We start from the raw sequence: 19,174 nt of genomic DNA, 5'->3' as shown, positions 1-19,174 counted from the left end.
GCCGGGCGGCGGCGCGCGACCGGTGGCTACGCGCGCAAGGCCTGCTCGATCGGCACGCTGCCGCCGACGAAGCCGACGATCTTGCGCGAGATGCCGAGCTTGATCGCCTCGATCGCGGCCCACGCGACGTCCTGGCGCGATACCGGCGGCGCAGGGTCGAGCCACGCGTCGGTCAGCGCGATCTTGCCGACGCCCGGATCGTCCGTCAGCGGGCCCGGGCGCAGGATCACGTAGTCGACGCCCGACGCGGTCACGCCGTCGTCGCCTTCGCGCTTCATCTGCGAATAGTGGCGCAGCGCATCCGGCGCCTGTTCGGGCCGGTAGGCCGACAGCGAACTGATCACCACGAGCTTCTGCGCGTTGTAGGCCAGCGTGTATTCGGCGGCGCGGGCCACCGCATCGCGGTCGACCTGTTCCTCTTCGGCCGCGCCGTCCGATTCGGCCGAGCCGGCCGCGTAGATCACGTGCGTGATGCCCTGGAATGCGTGCGAGAAATCGTTCGTCAGATCGGCCTCGATGACCCGTGCGCCCGCCAGCGCATAGCCGTGCCGGCGCACGAGCGCCGTGACCTCGAACTCCGGCTGCTTGAGCAGCAGATCCGCGCAGGCCTGGCCCGTTCGACCGGTCGCGCCAATCAGCAGTACCTTCGTCGTCATGAAACCGCTCCTTGCTCGATGCGTCATCCGTCCAGATAGGGACGGACGACCGATAACTCAAGTGTAATGTCGATTTGCCCCGGCGGCGGGTGCGTATTAAGGGGCGTACCGGCATCGGGCATATCGGCGCGGGCGTACCGGCATCGGGCCTTCCCGCGCAGGCCTGCGATCTGCGGCGCCTCGACTGGCGTTCGGGCGTTCATTCATGTACACGAATGCGGGAATGACGCGCCGACCGGCTATCATGTGCGCGATGCTTTTTTCGCCGCACCGTCATACAACGCGTCGGCCCACCGGTTGGAGTACACATGGCATTACCCCTGGACAACGTCAGCATGGCCGTGTTCTGCGACTTCGAGAACGTCGCGCTCGGCGTGCGCGACGCGAAGTACGAGAAATTCGACATCAAGCCCGTGCTGGAGCGCCTGCTGCTGAAGGGCAGCATCGTCGTGAAGAAGGCCTATTGCGACTGGGATCGCTACAAGGGCTTCAAGGCGTCGATGCACGAGGCGAGCTTCGAGCTGATCGAGATCCCGCACGTGCGCCAGTCGGGCAAGAATTCGGCCGACATCCGGCTCGTCGTCGACGCCCTCGACCTCTGCTATACGAAGTCGCACGTCGATACGTTCGTGATCATCAGCGGCGACTCGGATTTTTCGCCGCTCGTGTCGAAGCTGCGCGAGAACGCGAAGAAGGTGATCGGCGTCGGCGTGAAGAAATCGACGTCGGACCTGCTGGTCGCGAACTGCGACGAATTCATCTTCTACGACGACCTGGTGCGCGAGCAGCAGCGCGCGCTCGCGAAGCGCGAACAGCAGCAGCGTGCGGGCAATGGCGGCGCGAAGCGGCCGGACGAGCCGTCGTCGCGCAAGCACGACCTGGACGCGCGCAAGGCCGAGGCGATCGCGCTGGCGGTCGAGACGTTCGATGCGCTCGCGTCGGAGCGCGACGACGTCGGCAAGATCTGGGCGTCGGTGCTCAAGAGCGCGATCAAGCGCCGCAAACCGGATTTCAACGAGTCGTATTACGGGTTCCGCGCGTTCGGCAACCTGCTCGACGAAGCGCAGGCGCGCGGCCTGCTCGAAGTGGGGCGTGACGACAAGTCGGGCGCGTTCGTGTCGCGGGCCCGCCAGCCGGCGGCCGTCGAGCATGTCGCGCCGGCCGGTGACGGTGGCGCGCACCACGGCACGCGGGCGGCGGAGCCGGCGCGGGCCGGGCGCCATGCGCAACGTCGCGAGCAGCGGGCGGAAGCGGTCGTGCACGAAAGCGTGCAGGTCGACGCTGAAACGGTGGAGATGGCCGATGTTGCCGACGTCGAGCCGGTTGCGCCTGCCGAAACGATCGAAGTGGCCGAGGCGTCGCAGGCGACCGAGGCGCGCGGCGAAGCGAACGATGGCCGCAAGCGTGCGCGCAAGAGCGCTGCGAAGAAGACCGGCACGAAGAAGGGCGCCGCTGCGAAGAGCGCCGGCGGGGCGAAGCACGGCGCCGACAAGCATGCGCACGGCAAGCATGCCGACGACACGCATCGCGACGCGGAGCGGGGCGATGCGCCGCACGTGGACGTGACGCATGCCGGGACGGCGGCCGCCGAGCGCGGTGGCGAGATTGCTGCCGCGCAGCCGTCGCACGACACGGCGCCGGTCGAAGCACATGCCGAAGCCGCTGCCGAAGTGCCGGCCGCTGCCAAGAAGAAGCCGGCCCGCAAGGCCGCACCGCGCGCGCGTCGTCCGCGCAAGACGGCGGCGGCTGCCGAGTAACGGCAGCCGGCCGGATGCTGTCCGAAGCGCGGCATCCGCACCATACAGGCCGGCGCAATGCCGGCCTGCGGCACTAGCCCGTCAGTGCATACGGCCGCGTCATCACTTCGAGAAAGTGGCCGTCCGGATCGTCGAAGTACACGCCGCGCCCGCCGTTGTGGCGGTAGATATCATCGGGCTGCCGCTTCGCCGGATCGGCCCAGTGCGCGAGCCCGCGCTCGCGAATGCGCGCCAGCACGCGATCGAAGCCGGCTTCGTCGAGCAGGAACGCGTAATGCTGCGAGCTGATTTCCCCCGCCTGTTCGTAGAAATCGAGCGACACGCCGTTGTCGAGCGCGACGACCAGCATCGCGCCGAACGGCGTCGGCGGCGGCAATTCCAGGAGTTCGGTGAGGAAGCGGCTCGACGCGCGCTTGTCGCGGCACCAGACGATCGTGTGGTTCAGCTGGACGTTCATGGCGGATTCCCGGCGAAGGGCATCGCGGTGGGTATGGACTCACGATAGCCGATCGTCGCTGCGGTTCAAGCACGAAAAAACGGCCGCCGAGGGCGGCCGTTTCCCGTTACTCGCCGGCGACGGCCGGCCCGCCGGTATTGCCGCGGCGGTTGCGACGCTTTTCTCCCCACACGCGGAACCGGTCCATGTACAGGTAGACGACCGGCGTCGTATAGAGCGTCAGCACCTGCGACACGATCAGGCCGCCGGCGATCGCGATCCCGAGCGGCGCGCGCAGCTCGGCACCGTCGCCGCTGCCGAATGCGAGCGGCAACGCGCCCAGCAGCGCCGCCATGGTCGTCATCATGATCGGACGGAAGCGCAGCAGGCAGGCCTCGTGGATCGCGTCGAACGACGACTTCTGGTTGTTGCGCGTCTGGTCGATCGCGAAGTCGACCATCATGATCGCGTTCTTCTTCACGATACCGATCAGCAGGATCACGCCGATCAGCGCGATGATGCTGAACTCGGTCTTGAACAGCAGCAGCGCAAGCAGCGCGCCGACGCCGGCCGACGGCAGCGTCGACAGGATCGTGATCGGGTGGATGTAGCTCTCGTACAGGATCCCGAGCACGATATAGACGGCCAGCAGCGCGGCGAGGATCAGGATCGGCTGGTCGTTCATCGACTGCTGGAACGCCTGCGCGGTGCCCTGGAAGCTGCCGACGATCGTCGGCGGGACGCCGATCTGCGCCATCGTCTGGTAGATCACCTGCGTCGCTTGCGACAGCGATACGCCTGGCGGCAGGTTGAACGAGATCGTCGTCGCGACGAACAGCCCCTGGTGGTTGACCGACAGCGGCGTCGTGCTCGGCCCGAACGTCGCGATCGCCGACAGCGGGATCATCGTCGACTTCGACGTCGACACCGATGCACCCGACGACGCGCTCGACTTGCCGCTCGCCGCGATCGCGTTGAGCGCCTGGTTGCGCGCGGAATCGGACGCGATTGCCGCGGCGCTCTGCGTGCCCGTGCCGGCGCTCGATGTGCCGGCCGATGTCGCGACAAATGTGCCGGCGGCCGCGTTGGTGGTCTGCGAGCCGTTCGCGCTGCCGCCCGACGTGCTGATCCACACCTGGTTCAGCATCTCGGGGCTCTGCCAGTATTTCGGCGCGACTTCCATCACGACGTGGTACTGGTTCAGCGGGTTGTAGATCGTCGAGACCTGGCGCTGGCCGAACGCGTCGTACAGCGTGTTGTCGATCTGCGCGGGCTTGATGCCGAAGCGCGCGGCCGTCGCGCGGTCGATCGTCACCATCGCCTCGAGGCCGCCTTGCTGCTGGTCGGAGTTCACGTCGGTCAGCTCCGGGCGCTTCTGCAGCGCCTCGGTCAGGATCGGCCCCCACTTGTACAGGTCGGCGCTCGAATCGCCGAGCAGCGTGAACTGGTACTGCGCGTTGCTCTGCCGGCCGCCGACGCGGATGTCCTGCGCGGCCTGCAGGAACGTGCGCGCACCCGCGACGTCCGCCAGCGGCGGGCGCAGCTGCTGGATCACCTGGTCGGCCGACAGCTTGCGTTCGGTGCGGTCCTTCAGCGTGACGAACATGAAGCCCGAGTTGGTCTGCGTGCCGCCCGTGAAGCCCGCGACGCTCTTCACGTTCGGGTTGCTCTGCACGATCCGCATCATCTCGGAGAATTTCAGCTTCATCGCCTGGAACGACGTCGACTGGTCGGCCTGGATGCCGCCGATCATCAGCCCGGTGTCCTGCTGCGGGAAGAAGCCCTTCGGCACGACGATGTACAGGTAGACGTTCAGCCCGATCGTTGCGAACAGGGTCAGCAGGATCAGCAGCGGCCGGCGCAGCGCCCACGACAGCGAGCGCTCGTAGCCGCGCTGCATGCGCGAGAAGCCGCGCTCGAGAAAGCGCCCGAATCGGCCCTCGCTTCGCGGGTCGTGCGACTCGGGCAGCAGGCGCGCGCACATCATCGGCGTGACGGTGAGCGACACCGCGAGCGACACGGCGATCGCGAGCGACAGCGTCAGCGCGAACTCGCGGAACAGGCGCCCGACGATGCCGCCCATCAGCAGGATCGGCAGGAACACCGCGACGAGCGAGATGCTCATCGACAGCACCGTGAAGCCGACCTCGCGCGCGCCGTCGAACGCGGCCTGCATGCGCGACTTGCCGTTCTCGATGTGCCGCGAGATGTTCTCGAGCACGACGATCGCATCGTCGACGACGAAGCCGGTCGCGACGATCAGCGCCATCAGCGACAGGTTGTCGATCGAGAAGCCGAGCAGGTACATCGCGCCGAACGTGCCGATGATCGAGATCGGCACCGCGACGCTCGGGATCAGCGTCGCGCGCCAGTTGCGCAGGAACAGGAACACGACCATCACGACGAGGCTCACCGCGATCAGCAGCGTGTGCTCGGTGTCCTTCAGCGATGCGCGGATGGTGGTCGAGCGGTCGAGCACCGGCGTGACCGTGATGTCGGCCGGCAGCGACGCGGTGAGCTGCGGCAGCGCCGCGCGCACGCGGTCGATCGTGTCGATGATGTTCGCGCCGGGCGAGCGGTAGAGGATCACGAGCACCGCGCGCTTGCCGTTCGACAAACCGAGGTTGCGCAAGTCCTCGACCGAATCGACGACGTCGGACAGGTCGGACAGCCGTACGGCGGAGCCGTTGCGATAGGCGACGACGAGGTCGCGGTATTGCGACGCCTGGGAAGCCTGGTCGTTCGTATAGAGCTGGTAGCGCTGCGGACCGAATTCGATCGCGCCCTTCGGCGCGTTGGCGTTCGCGGACGCCAGCGCCGCACGCACGTCCTCGAGGCCGATCCCGTAGTGGAACAGCGCCTGCGGTTCGAGCTCGACGCGCACGGCCGGGTTCGCGGAACCGCTCACCGAGACCTGGCCGATCCCGTCGATCTGCGACAGCGACTGCTGCAGCACCGTCGACGCCGAGTCGTACAGCTTCGCGGCCGACGACGTTTCCGACGTCAGCGACACGATCATGATCGGCGAATCGGCCGGGTTGACCTTGCGGTAGGTCGGGTTGCTCTTCAGCGCGGCGGGCAGGTCGGCGCGCGCCGCGTTGATCGCGGCCTGCACGTCGCGCGCGGCGCCGTCGATGTCGCGGTTCAGGCCGAACTGCAGGATGATCCGCGCGTTGCCGACCGTGCTCGTCGACGTCATTTCGGACACGTCGGCGATCGAGCCGAGGTGCCGCTCCAGCGGGCTCGTCACGCTGGTCGCGACCGTTTCCGGGCTCGCGCCCGGCAGCGACGCCTGCACCGAGATCGTCGGGAAGTCGACCTGCGGCAGCGGTGACACCGGCAGCTTGATGAATGCGAACAGGCCCGCGAGCGCGACGCCGATCGCGAGCAGCGTCGTCGCGACGGGGCGGGTGATGAAGGGGCGCGACAGGTTCATGTCGGCACTCGCTGGGCCGCCCCAAGGGTGCTGACCGCCCCCTTGGCGGGCAGCGAACGAAGTGAGCGTGGGAGTCGTTTCATTTACGCATCCGTGCGCGTGCCGGCGTCAGGGCCGTGGCGTTCGAACCAGCCGCGCACGCGGCGCGCGAGCGAGTCGAAGCCGAGGTAGATCACAGGCGTCGTAAACAGCGTCAGCACCTGCGACACGATCAGGCCGCCGGCGATCGCGATCCCGAGCGGCTGGCGCAGCTCGGATCCCGCGCCGGAGCCGACGATCAGCGGCAGCGCGCCGAGCAGCGCGGCGAGCGTCGTCATCAGGATCGGCCGGAAGCGCAGCAGGCACGCCTGGTAGATCGCCTCGCGCGGCGGCTTGCCTTCGACGCGTTCGGCCTCGAGCGCGAAGTCGATCATCATGATCGCGTTCTTCTTCACGATACCGATCAGCAGCACGATGCCGATGATCCCGATGATGTCGAGATCGTGCCCGGTGATCATCAGCGCGAGCAGCGCGCCGACACCGGCCGACGGCAGCGTCGACAGGATCGTGATCGGGTGGATGTAGCTTTCGTACAGCACGCCGAGCACGATGTACATCGTGATCACCGCCGCGAGGATCAGGAACAGCTGGTTGGACAGCGAGGCCTGGAACGCGAGCGCCGCACCCTGGAAGCGCGTCTGGAACGACGCGGGCAGGTTGATGTCCTTCTCGGCGGCCTCGATCGCCTTGACGGCTTCGCCGAGCGACGCGCCCTGCGCGAGGTTGAACGAGATCGTCGTCGACGGGAACTGCGACAGGTGCGCGACCAGCAGCGGCGACGGCCGCTCGTGGAACGATGCGATCGACGACAGCGGCACCTGGCCGCCGCCCGCCGACGGCAGGTAGATGTCGTTCAGCGATTGCGCGTAGTGCTGCTCCTTCGGCTCCGACTCGAGAATCACGCGGTACTGGTTCGACTGCGTGAAGATCGTCGACACGATGCGCTGGCCGAACGCGTCGTACAGCGCGTTGTCGACGGTCGCCGGCGTGATGCCGAAGCGCGCGGCGCTCGCGCGGTCGATCTCGATGTACACCGACTGGCCGTTGCTCTGCAAGTCGGTCGCGACGTCGGCGAGCGACGGCTCCTGCTGCAGCCGCGCGACGAGCTTCGGTACCCAGGTCGCGAACTCGTCCGAGTTCGGGCTCGTCAGCATGAACTGGTACTGCGTCGGGCTGACGGTCGAATCGATCGTCAGATCCTGCACCGACTGCATGAACAGCGAGATGCCCGTGATGTTCGACACGCGGTGCTGCAGGTCGCGGATGATCTGCGCGGCGGTCTCGGAACGATCGTCGCGCGCCTTCAGGTTGATCAGCATGCGGCCGCTGTTCAGCGTGATGTTGCTGCCGTCGACGCCGATGAACGACGTGAGGCTGTCGACGTTCGGATCTTTGAGGATCTCGGCCGCGAGCGCCTGCTGGCGTTCGGCCATCGCGCCATACGAGATCGACTGCGGCGCCTGCGTGATCGCCTGGATCACGCCGGTGTCCTGCGCGGGGAAGAAGCCCTTCGGAACGTAGATATAGAGCAGGGCGGTCAGCCCGAGCGTCAGCAGCGCGACGACGAGCGTCGAGCGCTGGCGGTTCAGCACCCATTCGAGCGCGACCGCGTAGCGCGCGATCACCCAGTCGATCGCGCGGTGCACGCGCGCCTCGAAGCGGTGGCTTTCCGGCGGCGGCGAATGGCGCAGCAGCTTCGCGCACATCATCGGCACGAGCGTGAGCGACACGATCGCCGAGATCACGATCGTCACGGCGAGCGTGATCGCGAATTCGTGGAACAGGCGCCCGACCACGTCGCCCATGAACAGCAGCGGGATCAGCACCGCGATCAGCGACACCGTCAGCGAGATGATCGTGAAGCCGATCTGCTTCGAGCCCTTCAGCGCGGCCTCGAGCCCCGATTCGCCTTCCTCGACGTAGCGTGCGATGTTCTCGATCATCACGATCGCATCGTCGACGACGAAGCCGGTCGCGATGGTGAGCGCCATCAGCGACAGGTTGTTCAGCGAGAAGCCGGCCATGTACATCACCGCGAGCGTGCCGATCAGCGACAGCGGCACCGACAGGCTCGGGATGATCGTCGCGTAGACGTTCGCAAGGAACAGGTACATCACGAGCACGACGAGCCCGACCGCGAGCAGCAACTCGAACTGCACGTCGCGCACGGCCGCACGGATCATCGTCGTGCGGTCGGTGACGATCTCGACGTCGAGCGCGGCCGGCAGCGTTTCCTGCAGCTTCGGCAACTGCGCCTTGATTGCGTCGACCGTCTGGATCACGTTCGCGCCGGGCTGTCGCTGCACGTTCAGGATGATCGCGGGATCGGCATTCACCCACGCACCGAGCTTGGTGTTCTCCGAGCCGGAGACGACCGTCGCGACGTCGGTCAGCATCACCGGGCGGCCGTTCTTGTATGCGACGACCGCGCTGTTGTACTGGTCGGCGCTCGTCAGCTGGTCGTTCGCGTTGATCGTGTACGCGCGCGTCGGGCCGTCGAAGTTGCCCTTCGGCGTATTCACGTTCAGGTTCGAGATCGTCGTGCGCAGGTCGTCGAGGTTCATCCCGTACTGCGCAAGCGCGGTCGGGTTCGCCTGGATCCGCACGGCCGGCCGGTTGCCGCCCGACAGGCTGACGAGACCGACGCCCGCGATCTGCGAGATCTTCATCGCGAGCCGCGTGTCGGCGAGGTCCTGCACTTGCGTGAGCGGCAGCGTCTTCGACTTGACGGCGAGCGTGATCACCGGCGCATCGGCCGGGTTGACCTTCGCGTAGATCGGCGGGGCGGGGAGGTCGGACGGCAGCAGGTTGCCGGCCGCGTTGATCGCGGCCTGCACTTCCTGTTCGGCGATGTCGAGCGGCAGGTCGAGCGAGAACTGCAGCGTGATCACCGACGCGCCGGCCGAGCTTTGCGACGACATCTGGTTCAGCGACGGCATCTGCCCGAATTGTCGCTCGAGCGGTGCGGTGACCGACGAGGTCATCACCTCCGGGCTCGCACCCGGGTAGAAGGTCTGGACCTGGATCGTCGGGTAGTCGACTTCGGGCAGCGCGGCGAGCGGCAGGAAGCGCAGCGCGACGAGACCGGCCAGCATGATCGCCGCCATCAGGAGGGCGGTGCCGACCGGCCGGAGAATGAAGAGGCGGGATGGATTCATCGAGCGGCCCGCGCGTTATTGGGCCGCTGCTTGCGACGCACCGTGCTTGTGTCCGCCGCGATGGCCGGCGGTGCCCGATGCAGCCGAGGCGCCCGACGCCGCACCGGCGCCGCGCGCGCCCGACGCGCCTTTCGGCTTGTCGGCCGGAATCGAGATCTTCGCGCCTTCGCGCAGGCGGTCGGAGCCGTCGGTCACCACGCGCTCGCCGAGCGCGACGCCGCTGACGATGCTCGTGCGTTCGCCGTCGACCGGGCCGATCGTGACCTTGCGCACCGTCACCGTGTTGTCGGGTTTCACGACATAGACGAACTGGCCGATCGAGCCCGTCAGCACCGCGGACGTCGGCACGATCGTCGCGTTGCGCAGCACGTCGACGAGCAGCCGCGTGTTCACGAACTGATTCGGGAACAGCATGCCTTCCTTGTTATCGAAGTTCGCGCGCAGCTTGACCGTGCCGGTGCTCGTGTCGATCTGGTTGTCGAGCGTCGCGAGCGAGCCCGTCTCGAGCGGTACCGTGTTGTTGCGGTTGTACGCGGTGACCGACAGCTTCTGGCCCGCGTTCACCTGCTTGAGGATCTGCGGCAGGTTGTCTTCCGACGTCGTGAAGATCACGCTCATAGGCTGCAGCTGCGTGATCACGACGAGGCCGTTGGTGTCGCCGGCCGTCACGTAGTTGCCCGGGTCGACCTGGCGCAGGCCGACGCGGCCCGACACCGGCGCCGTGATGCGCGCATACGTGAGGTTCAGTTTCGCGGAATCGATCGCGGCCTGGTCGGTCTTCACCGCGCCTTCGTACTGCTTGACGAGCGACGCCTGCGTATCGACGGTTTGCGCCGCGATCGAATCCTGCGACAGCAGCGTCTGGTAGCGCTTCAGGTCGAGGCGCGCCGTCGCGAGCAGTGCCGAGTCGCGTGCGTGCGTGCCTTCGGCGTTCTCGAGCGATACCTGGTACGGGCGCGGGTCGATCTGCGCGAGCACGTCGCCTTTCTTGACGATCTGGCCTTCCTGGAACGACACCGACTGCAGGTAGCCCGACAGTTGCGTCTTGACCGTCACGTTCGCGAGCGGCGTCACGGTGCCGAGTGCGGACAGCACGATCGGCATCTCGCCCTGCGTCGCGGTCGCGACCTGCACGGGCTGCGGAACGTTCGCCATGGCAGCGGGGCCGCCGCGGCCGCGATGGCCGCCTGCGCTGCTGCCGGCGGTTGCGCTCGCGCCGTTCGCCGTGCCGCCCGCGGCCGGCGTGCGGTTCCACGGGTGCCACCACAGCAGGCCGCCGATGACGACGACCGCGACCGTGCCGATCATCAGCGTGCGGCGTGGACGCCGTGCGGCGGGCGACGCGGGTTCTTTCGAAGGGGGCGTGGGCTTTTGTTCGTTATCCATCGTGATCTGTCAGGAAGACGGCGCGGCGTGCCGGAAATCGGACTGCTGGGCTGCGCGTGGGCGAGCGGGTGACGGGAAGGGGGCCCGGCTCGGTCCGGGGCCCCGCCGACCCGCGCGGGAAAAGAGCGGTGCGCACCGCGAATGCGGCGCGACGATGGGCATGATCCTACGTCCCGTCCCCGTTACAGTCCAGTGGTCTATCTTTCAACGGGTTACGGTCGTTACAGAACGCGACGGGACGATGACGGAACGATTACACGCTGATGCGCCGGGCCGGTGCGCCGCCGATCTCGCGGGTGATTTTCGCGATGCATTCGTGCAGCGCGGGCACGACGTGTTCGTGCAGCCATTCGGGCGAGCACTGGTGCGCCGCGCCGCCGCAATTCACCGAGTAGCGCTGGCCCGACGGGCCGACGAAACCGGCTGCGACCGCATTCAGGCCCTCGCGCCATTCGCCGATCGCGATCGCGTGGCCGTCGCGCATGGCTTCGTCGAGCGCGGGGGTCAGGCGCGACGAGACGTGCGGCCAGTCGTCGCCCGCCGTGGTGCGCAGCGACTCGAGCAGCAGGCGCCGCTCGTCTTCCTCGAGTGCGGCGAGATACGCGCGGCCCACTGCCGTGCGTGCGATGTCCATGCGCGAGCCGATCTCGAGGCGCGTGACGAGCACCGCGGAGCGCGGGCGAATCACGTCGATCGCGACCATGTCGAGCCGGTCGCGCACCGCGAGGTGCACGGACAGCGACGTGCGCTCGGCCAGCTCGATCATGAACGGCCGCGAGCGCGCGCGGATGTCGAAGTTGCGCAGGAAACCGTGACTCAGTTCGAGCACCGACGCGGTGAGCACGAAGCGCTCGCTGTCGGGCAACTGGAACAGGAAACCGGCGCTGACGAGCGTCGCGGTGATGCGCGAGACGGTCGGCTTCGGGATGCCGGTCAATTCGGTCAGTTCGCGGTTGCTGACGGGCGCGTCGGCAGCCGCGATGCGGCGCAGCACGGCGAGGCCGCGGGCGAGGGCGGTGATCTCGTCGGGCGAGGATTCACGGTCCCGCGGCGCGGGAGGGGTTACAGTTGTCGACACGAGGGATTCTCTCTAATTCCGAAACTCGATTTCAATTTTGTTGGTATTGTAGGACTATTGTCAAAAGATGCATGTTCTGCGGGCAAACCGGTCATTGGATGAGATTTTACGGGTTCACCCTTGGTTTATTAGGAAAACGCTCAAATGAGCGTTGCCAGAAAGTGCATGAACCGGTGCAAATACCGCTTGACTTGTCGGGCGGAAACGGAAAGAATGTCTCACGTTTTCGAAACATCGTTTCAAGAGTTTAACCGGCAACGATGTTTCGCGCAGTCTCTCAGGTTCTAGCACGGCCCTCGGAATGGCTAGAACTTTTTTAGCGCCACGGTCTCCGTGGCGCTTTTTTTTGCCCGTCATTTGACTGTCCGCCCGGACGCGTCAGGCCCGTATTATCCCCCGATCGCTGGAAACGCCCGGCCGAGCCCGTTCGGCGCGCGCTTGCGCTCGCCGTTCACGCGATTCGCGCGCGCAAAAAAAAGCGCGACGCCCGCACTGGGCATCGCGCACAAAACGGCGTGGAGCGCCGACGAATGAACGGTGATGAAGAAGGGGCGCCCGGCCAGGAGCGCCTGGTCACGGGCATTGCCCTCGCGCGGCCCGGTCAGGCCTTCGCGAGCTTGATGCCGGTCTGCTCGGCCGTCAGGTAGCCGACGCTGGCACCGAAGCGGTCCTTGAAGTTCGCGCGCACGAGCGGATCGAGCGTCGGCTTGACCTTGTCGTGCAGCGGCGATTCCCAGTCGCCCGCGTGCTGGAAGTTGCTCATGATGTACGTCCAGCCATTGATCTCGTCGACCGCGTGCAGGCCCGTCGATTCCGCGCCGGCCGGGCACGACAGCACGCGCACCAGCGACTTCGTGTCGACGTTGTACGCCCACAGGAAGTTGTTCACGTGCATGCCCGAGTCTTCGCCGATGAACAGCGTGCGCAGCTTTTCGGAGAACTTCAGGTTGTCCGGGTTGGCGATCTTGTCCGGGTTCGCGAGGTTGCCGAGGCCGTCGGCCGCGGCGAGATCCTCGCCGACGAGCGCGGCCGGCGCGCCCATGTCGACCGGCACCCATTCGCTGTCGATCGCGCCGCCCGTCGTGTCGCGCTGGCTGCCCTTCAGGTTCAGCGCGTAGACGGCGCCCGCGGCGATCTTCTTGTCGACCGCGACATCGCGCGACACGGCGTTGCCCTTGACCATCGACGTTTCGATCCGCGACATCGCCGTGTAGACGATCTTGTCCTTCGCGTTCACCGTCGTGCCTTCGAGCTTCGTGAAGCCCATGCTGCCGCCGAGCAGTGCCGCGTAGCGGTGCGTCTCGAGGAACGCGGCCGCCTTCTCCATCCCCGGCTTCACGCGCATCCAGTTGAACTTGCCGCCGAAGTGGATCTTCGCGTAGCTCGCGTCGTTCGGGTCGGTGGTCACCAGGTCCATGATGTCCGACGCCTTCAGCGTGTTCGCGAGCGCTTCGATCTCGCTGCTCGTCGCGTGGCCGATCTTGATCCACGTGAGCGTCGCGGTGCCGGCGCCGGCCGACGACGTCTGCGTCCACTTCGCGACGTACAGCGTGCCGGCCGACAGGTCGGCCGCCTTGTCGGCGACGAACATGAACAGGCCGCCGTTGGTGGCGTCGTCACCCATCATCACGGTGCGCTGGTCCGGCATCACCTGGATCAGCTCGTGCGAGATGCGGCCGAGGCAATAGTGCTTCTTCACGGTGCCCGTGCCGTCCGGATTCACCGTGATCTCGGGCAGGTGGCCGTAATGGTAGGGGTTCGCCTTCGTCTCGTCGCCGAACGTGTTCTTGCTGAACGCCTTGAACTGCGCGTCGGTCGCAACCTTGGTCGCGTCCGGTTCGTATTCCTCGCTCGACAGGTGCGTGCCCCACGGCGACAGGCTTGCGCCGCAGGTGATCCACAGGCCGTGTGCCTTCGACGTGTCGACGTTGTGGTACTTCACGACCTTCAGCGCGCCGGTGGCCGGATCCTGGTCGAGCGAGAGCACCGCGATCGGCGACGGCAGCTGGCCGTACTGCGATGCGCTCGCCTGGTCGCGCGTCGTGTATTCGAACTGGACGACCGCGAACACCGTGTTGCCCTTCACGCCGGGCACGTTCGCGTTCTTCAGCGTCAGCAGCGAGCTGCCGTCCGGGCAATCGGAATAGAACTGGCGCTCCTTGCCGGCGACCGAGCGATCGATGATCGGCTGGTTGTTGATGTCGTAGTAGCCGCCCGCGAGCGTCGTGCCGCCCTTGCCGTCCGGCACCATGTCGCCCGTCACGAAGAACGGCCGGTACGCGAGCTTGAAGTTGCGCGACGAGCCGTCCGAGAACGACACCGACAGCGTCGAGCCGACCGTCGTCGTGGCCATCGCGGCCGCGTTGTCGAGCGTGGGTGCAGCCATCGCCGAGAATGCCGCCGACGTATAGGCAGCGGTGACCGGGGCCGGCGTCGATGCGGGATTATCTTCGCCGCCGCAACCCGTCAGCAGGGCCGGCAGCGCGAGACCGGAAAGGGGAAGCATCGGCGCGCCGGCAAGGATCTTCAGGGCCTGACGACGGGCAGCATTGGGCAACGCGGGCATGTGGAGTCCAGTTTCAGTTGTTGGAAGAATGGCCTTCGCGAAGCAGGCGATCGGCAAGCTTGGCGAAGGCTTATTGAAAACTGGACGGAAGTGTAAGGGCGCTGGATGAAAGTTTTTTGAATTGAAAGCGTAATGATGCGTCGGTGTTCGTCAACGGATCAATCGCGCTCGGGCGTTGCCGAGATGCGATGGATCGACAGGTCGGCGCCGTCGAACTCGGCTTCGCGGTCGAGGCGCAGCCCGACGGTCGCCTTGAGCGCGCCGTAGACGAGCGTGCCGCCCGCGCTTGCGATCACGATGCCGCCGAGCGTGCCGACGAGCTGCGACATGAACGACACGCCGCCGAGACCGCCGAGCGCGGGCAGGCCGAACACGCCGGCCGCGAGGCCGCCGAGCGCACCGCACATGCCGTGCAGCGGCCACACGCCGAGCACGTCGTCGATGCGCCACTTGTTCTGCACGCAGGTGAACATCGCGACGAACAGTGCGCCGGCGGCCGCGCCCGTGACGAGTGCGCCGATCGGATGCATCACGTCGGAGCCCGCGCATACCGCGACGAGGCCGGCGAGCGGCCCGTTGTACGTGAAACCCGGGTCGTTGCGGCCGGCCATCCACGCGGCGAGCGTGCCGCCGACCATCGCCATCAGCGAGTTCACGGCGACGAGGCCGCTGATCTTGTCGAGCGTCTGCGCGCTCATCACGTTGAAGCCGAACCAGCCGACCGCGAGCACCCATGCACCGAGCGCGAGGAACGGGATGTTCGACGGCGGGTGCGCGGCGATGCGGCCGTCCTTCGCATAACGGCCGTGACGCGCGCCGAGCAGCACCACGGCCGGCAGCGCGACCCAGCCGCCGAATGCATGCACGACGACCGAGCCGGCGAAATCGTGGAACGGCGCGCCGAACGCGTGCGTGAGCCAGGCCTGCACGCCGAAGCGCTCGTTCCACGCGATTCCTTCGAAGAACGGATAGATGAAACCGACGATGATCAGCGTCGCGACGAGCTGCGGGTTGAACTTCGCGCGCTCGGCGATGCCGCCGGACACGATCGCGGGAATCGCCGCCGCGAAGGTCAGCAGGAAGAAGAAGCGCACGAGCGCGTAGCCGCTGTGCTGCGACAGCGTGCCGATGTCGTCGAAGAACTCGACCCCGTATGCGATCGTGTAGCCGATGAAGAAATACGCGAGCGTCGACACCGAGAAGTCGACCAGGATCTTCACGAGCGCGTTGACCTGATTCTTCTTGCGGACCGTGCCGAGTTCGAGAAATGCGAAGCCCGCGTGCATCGCGAGCACCATGACGGCGCCGATCAACAGGAACAGTGTGTCGACGCCGGATTTCAGACCATCCATGCCGTGGCTTCCTTGCGCAAAAAACGGGCAAGGAATGCAAGTATCGAGCCAACTTGGTGAACGGACGCGTGGAGTTGGTGCTCCCGCACCGTGCGATGCGGCATTCCGGTGAATCGTGCACGGGATGAGGGCGCGGCCGATGGCGATCGACCAACGTACGGGGTGCACGCACGTGGTGCGGTGCGTGCTGAACTGGTGCGTGCTGCGAGTGGGGTGATGCGGCGTGGTGCGCAGTGGTGCGCCGCGACGCACCGATCTGGCGCGTCAGTGGCGGGCGAACAGCGAGGGCGGCCGGCGCAGCCGCAGCGCGCACGCCGACCAGTAGGCGGCGACGGTCGACAGTCCGAGCGCGGCGAACGCGAGCGCCGCGAAGCCCGTGAGCGACTGGCCGTCGCCATCGGGGCCGAGGATGCCTTCCACGACGATCAGCGCGGCCGTCCAGAAACCGATCACGGCCTGCGTGAGCAGGCGCGCGCAGGCGACGCGGCGCGGGCGTCCGGATTCGGGCAGGGGGCGCGCCGACGGCGCGCGCAGGCACAGGAACAGGGTGGCGGCGAGCAGCGCGGCCAGGGCGATGAGCCAGTCGACAAGGAAAGCCATAAGCAAAAGGGGACACGTACGAAACGGATTGAAGCGTGCCCACTTTAGTGATGTAGCGCCTGCGATTGAATCAGACGAATCCGAAATTGAAAGGCATTTTTAATGGCCGGTCGTTATTTGGCCTGTTCCACAGGCGGTATCATCGACACCGGTCCAACCCTAAGGCCGTGCGACGCGCGGCCGGAAATTGCTGATGAACATGAAGACATCGCGGGCGCGTCGCGTGCCCGGGTCCGTGCTGGCGGCGGTGGCCGCCGGTGCGCTGCTGTTGCTCGCGGGCTGCGAGAAGTCCGGCACGCCGGTCGCCCAACCCGATACGGCCGCGAGCGCGGCGGCCGATGCCGCGAACAATGCGGCCAAGGCGCTCGACCAGGTGGCGAGCACCGTCAACCAGCAGATCAACGCCGCGAAGGCCAGCATCGCGTCCGCGGCGTCGGCCGTGCCGCCGCTGTCCGCGAACGGTCTCGCGTCGGCGGCGCAGGCGCAGATCGACGCGGCTGCCTCCGCGGTCGTCGCGCATGCGGCTTCCGAAGCGGGCGCGAAGATCGCGGAAGCCGGCAAGAAGCTCCAGCAGTGGAGCCAGCAGAACGCATCGGGCGCCAAGCCCGCGAGCGGTGAATGACGCGGGCTTGCATGATCTGCAAAATGTAATTATGATGGTTACACATGTCGCCGGTTGCGGGTCTGGCCGGCGTCGCCGAGTGAGTGAGGAATGAATACCAGCAGCCGGTTCGCGTTTGCCGTCCACGTGCTCGCCTTGCTGTCGATGCAGGAAGGCGTGCCGCTGTCGTCCGACATCATCGCGGGCAGCGTGAATACGAATCCGGCGCTGATACGCCGGTTGCTGTCGATGCTGGCAGCCGCGGGGCTGACCACGTCGCAGCTCGGTGCTGGCGGCGGCGCGCTGCTGGCGCGCGAGCCCGGCGAGATCACGCTGCTCGACGTGTATCGTGCGGTCGACGATGCGCAACTGTTTGCGTTGCATCGCGAGGCACCGAATCCCGCGTGTCTCGTCGGGCGGCACATCCAGGGCGTGCTGACCGGCTATATCGGCGATGCGCAGCGCGCGATGGAAGCGTCGCTCGCCACGCGCACGCTGGTCGACGTGACGGCCGACATGCTGGATCTCGAGCGACGCACGCAACAGGCGGTGCGCGCCGGCGGATAGCCGGCAGCAGGCAGGGCAGGAAGCCGGACGGCGCGCAGGCGCGGTGTCCGGTGCAACGGGGGCTTCGCCCCGTTTTTTTTCGATCTTATGTGTAATTAACTGTGTTACATATTTTTCTTACTGGAGAATCGCCATGACGCAACGTTCCTTGAATATCGCGCTGTTCGGCGCTACCGGCATGATCGGTTCGCGCATTGCGGCGGAAGCCGTGCGACGCGGCCATCGCGTGACCGCGCTGTCGCGCCATCCGGGCGCATCGGGCGACGGCATCACCGCGCAAGCGGCCGACCTGTTCGACGCGGCCAGCATCGCTGCCGCGCTGCCGGGTCATGACGCGGTCGCGAGCGCGTACGGTCCGAAGCAGGACGATGCGGCGAAGGTCGTCGCGGCCGCGAAGGCGCTGGTCGTCGGCGCGCGTCAGGCGGGCCTGAAGCGTCTCGTGGTGGTGGGCGGCGCCGGTTCGCTCGAAATCGCGCCGGGCAAGCAACTGGTCGACAGCGAAGGCTTTCCCGAAGCGTACAAGGGGCAGGCGCTCGCGCACCGCGATGCGCTCGGCTACCTGAAGACGGTCGCCGATCTCGACTGGACGTTCTTCGCGCCGGCCGCGATGATCGCCCCGGGCGAGCGCACGGGCACGTTCCGCACGGGCGTCGGCAAGCTGATCGTGGATGCGCAGGGCAACAGCAAGATCTCGGCGGAAGACTACGCAGTCGCGTTCGTCGACGCGCTCGAGCAGGACAGCTTCGTGCACGAGATCGCGACGGTCGCGTATTGAGCGGCGCGATGGCCGGCGGTGCATGCGCCCCGGCCCGGACGCGGCCGGCACGCTGCGGCGCGCAGCGACTTCAGGCGATTCCACCTTGACGGGCGGAGTCGCCTGTTTCGTTGGGCGACGCGGGATAGCCGGCGGAACTGTTCAGGATCGGTATTTATACCGGTCGACGCGGTGCAGCCGTTTTCATATTGTTCCCCGTTGTGCAGGATGAATAGAATAAATTTCTATCTACGAGGGACTGGAGAAATGGACGCCATCGATCGCAAGCTGCTGGAACTGCTGCAGGCGGATGCCACACTGCCGATCGCGGAACTGGCGCAGCGCGTGAACCTGTCGCAGACGCCATGCTGGAAGCGCGTACAGCGGCTCAAGGAAACCGGCGCGATTCGCGCACAGGTTGCACTGTGCGATCCGCGCAAGCTTGGCGTCGGCACGACCGTGTTCGTCGCGATCCGCACGAACCAGCACACCGAGGAATGGGCGCAGCGTTTCACGCAGGCCGTGCGCGACATGCCGGAAGTGGTCGAGGTCTACCGGATGAGCGGCGAGACCGATTACCTGCTGCGCGTCGTGGTGGCCGGCATCGACGACTACGATCGTGTCTACAAGCAGCTGATTCGCACGGTGCCGCTGTTCGACGTCAGTTCGTCATTTGCGATGGAGCAGATCAAGTATTCGACCGCGCTGCCCGTACGCGATCTAGCGGAGCCGGCTTAGCGCGGCGATGAAGCCGCACGGATGCCGACGGCGCGGCGTGACGAGGCCGC

General features: G+C 66.8%; 14 protein-coding genes. 5 read left to right on the top strand and 9 right to left on the bottom strand.

Going from position 1 to position 19,174, the window contains the following annotated elements; all coding sequences use genetic code 11:
* Positions 1 to 26: 26 nt before the first annotated feature.
* Positions 27 to 656, bottom strand: a complete 630-nt coding sequence (locus U5809_RS12240) for an SDR family oxidoreductase (RefSeq protein ID WP_322086700.1) — start codon at positions 654 to 656, stop codon at positions 27 to 29.
* A 308-nt stretch (positions 657 to 964) separates the two neighbouring features.
* Here U5809_RS12240 and U5809_RS12235 point away from each other — a divergent pair, with 308 nt between their 5' ends.
* Positions 965 to 2,413: an NYN domain-containing protein gene (locus U5809_RS12235; protein WP_322086699.1), complete on the top strand. Its 1,449-nt coding sequence runs from the start codon at positions 965 to 967 to the stop codon at positions 2,411 to 2,413.
* 73 nt (positions 2,414 to 2,486) lie between these two features.
* Here the strand turns inward: U5809_RS12235 and U5809_RS12230 are convergent, their stop codons facing one another.
* The 8 genes from U5809_RS12230 to U5809_RS12195 all read right to left on the bottom strand — a co-directional run bounded on the left by U5809_RS12230 (position 2,487) and on the right by U5809_RS12195 (position 16,464).
* Complete coding sequence (locus U5809_RS12230) at positions 2,487 to 2,870, bottom strand: VOC family protein (protein WP_322086698.1); 384 nt, start codon at positions 2,868 to 2,870, stop codon at positions 2,487 to 2,489.
* Positions 2,871 to 2,976: 106 nt separating this feature from the next.
* The gene (locus U5809_RS12225) at positions 2,977 to 6,285 is read right to left on the bottom strand and encodes an efflux RND transporter permease subunit (RefSeq protein WP_282507102.1); all 3,309 of its coding nucleotides are present in this window, start codon (positions 6,283 to 6,285) and stop codon (positions 2,977 to 2,979) included.
* 83 nt (positions 6,286 to 6,368) lie between these two features.
* Positions 6,369 to 9,482, bottom strand: a complete 3,114-nt coding sequence (locus U5809_RS12220; RefSeq protein ID WP_322086697.1) for an MdtB/MuxB family multidrug efflux RND transporter permease subunit — start codon at positions 9,480 to 9,482, stop codon at positions 6,369 to 6,371.
* A 15-nt stretch (positions 9,483 to 9,497) separates the two neighbouring features.
* The gene (locus tag U5809_RS12215) at positions 9,498 to 10,868 is read right to left on the bottom strand and encodes an MdtA/MuxA family multidrug efflux RND transporter periplasmic adaptor subunit (protein WP_322086696.1); all 1,371 of its coding nucleotides are present in this window, start codon (positions 10,866 to 10,868) and stop codon (positions 9,498 to 9,500) included.
* Positions 10,869 to 11,121: 253 nt separating this feature from the next.
* Positions 11,122 to 11,946, bottom strand: a complete 825-nt coding sequence (locus U5809_RS12210; RefSeq protein ID WP_282507105.1) for an IclR family transcriptional regulator — start codon at positions 11,944 to 11,946, stop codon at positions 11,122 to 11,124.
* 601 nt (positions 11,947 to 12,547) lie between these two features.
* The gene (locus U5809_RS12205) at positions 12,548 to 14,512 is read right to left on the bottom strand and encodes a PhoX family protein (protein WP_322086695.1); all 1,965 of its coding nucleotides are present in this window, start codon (positions 14,510 to 14,512) and stop codon (positions 12,548 to 12,550) included.
* Positions 14,513 to 14,670: 158 nt separating this feature from the next.
* Positions 14,671 to 15,864 carry an ammonium transporter gene (locus tag U5809_RS12200; RefSeq protein ID WP_322086694.1) on the bottom strand — a complete coding sequence of 398 codons (1,194 nt, stop codon included), beginning with the start codon at positions 15,862 to 15,864 and terminating at the stop codon, positions 14,671 to 14,673.
* Positions 15,865 to 16,128: 264 nt separating this feature from the next.
* Complete coding sequence (locus U5809_RS12195; RefSeq protein ID WP_322086693.1) at positions 16,129 to 16,464, bottom strand: hypothetical protein; 336 nt, start codon at positions 16,462 to 16,464, stop codon at positions 16,129 to 16,131.
* 193 nt (positions 16,465 to 16,657) lie between these two features.
* Here U5809_RS12195 and U5809_RS12190 point away from each other — a divergent pair, with 193 nt between their 5' ends.
* The 4 genes from U5809_RS12190 to U5809_RS12175 all read left to right on the top strand — a co-directional run bounded on the left by U5809_RS12190 (position 16,658) and on the right by U5809_RS12175 (position 19,124).
* The gene (locus U5809_RS12190; RefSeq protein WP_322086692.1) at positions 16,658 to 17,086 is read left to right on the top strand and encodes a hypothetical protein; all 429 of its coding nucleotides are present in this window, start codon (positions 16,658 to 16,660) and stop codon (positions 17,084 to 17,086) included.
* Between the two features lie 90 nt (positions 17,087 to 17,176).
* Positions 17,177 to 17,632 (top strand): Rrf2 family transcriptional regulator, encoded by a 456-nt coding sequence (locus tag U5809_RS12185; RefSeq protein WP_176046904.1) that lies wholly within the window; start codon positions 17,177 to 17,179, stop codon positions 17,630 to 17,632.
* 133 nt (positions 17,633 to 17,765) lie between these two features.
* A complete protein-coding gene (locus U5809_RS12180; RefSeq protein WP_322086691.1) occupies positions 17,766 to 18,407 on the top strand; it encodes an NAD(P)-dependent oxidoreductase in 642 nt (213 codons plus the stop codon).
* A 246-nt stretch (positions 18,408 to 18,653) separates the two neighbouring features.
* Complete coding sequence (locus tag U5809_RS12175) at positions 18,654 to 19,124, top strand: Lrp/AsnC family transcriptional regulator (protein ID WP_006484401.1); 471 nt, start codon at positions 18,654 to 18,656, stop codon at positions 19,122 to 19,124.
* The last annotated feature ends 50 nt before the right edge of the window (positions 19,125 to 19,174 follow it).

The organism is Burkholderia sp. BCC1999 (assembly GCF_905339975.1).
In the GTDB taxonomy this organism is placed as follows: Bacteria; Pseudomonadota; Gammaproteobacteria; order Burkholderiales; family Burkholderiaceae; genus Burkholderia.
The sequence above is the reverse complement of the archived record's forward strand: the minus strand, read 5'-3'. Positions and strand labels throughout refer to the sequence as shown.